The 263-nt window shown below is 62.7% G+C and carries 1 protein-coding gene; it reads left to right on the top strand.

The window, feature by feature from the left end; translation table 11 throughout:
* Nucleotides 1-145 (top strand): hypothetical protein (locus tag BK660_RS33365; RefSeq protein ID WP_185045314.1); only part of this gene is annotated, 145 nt, incomplete at its 5' end.
* Nucleotides 146-263 lie beyond the last annotated feature (118 nt).

Below are 263 nucleotides of genomic sequence, written 5' to 3'. Positions count from 1 at the left end.
GTTGGTGAAGGGTGGTGATTACGGGATCGACCAAGTCGTCGGCGCAGACCTCGTGACCGCTTATGGCGGGACGGTGAAAGTGCTGGGGCTGGTAGCGAACAGCTCGACCACGGCGATTGTCGAAAAAATCCGTCAATCCGAGTGAGACGACGCGGTCACCTGTGGCGAGGGAGCTTGCTCCCGCTCGGCTGCGAAGCAGTCGTAAAGCCTGCGAGTGCGATGTGACTGGCAGAATGCTGGGGGCCGCTCCGCAGCCCAGCGGG

The organism is Pseudomonas brassicacearum, from assembly GCF_003732265.1.
Lineage (GTDB): Bacteria > Pseudomonadota > Gammaproteobacteria > Pseudomonadales > Pseudomonadaceae > Aquipseudomonas > Aquipseudomonas brassicacearum_D.
The sequence above is the reverse complement of the archived record's forward strand: the minus strand, read 5'-3'. Positions and strand labels throughout refer to the sequence as shown.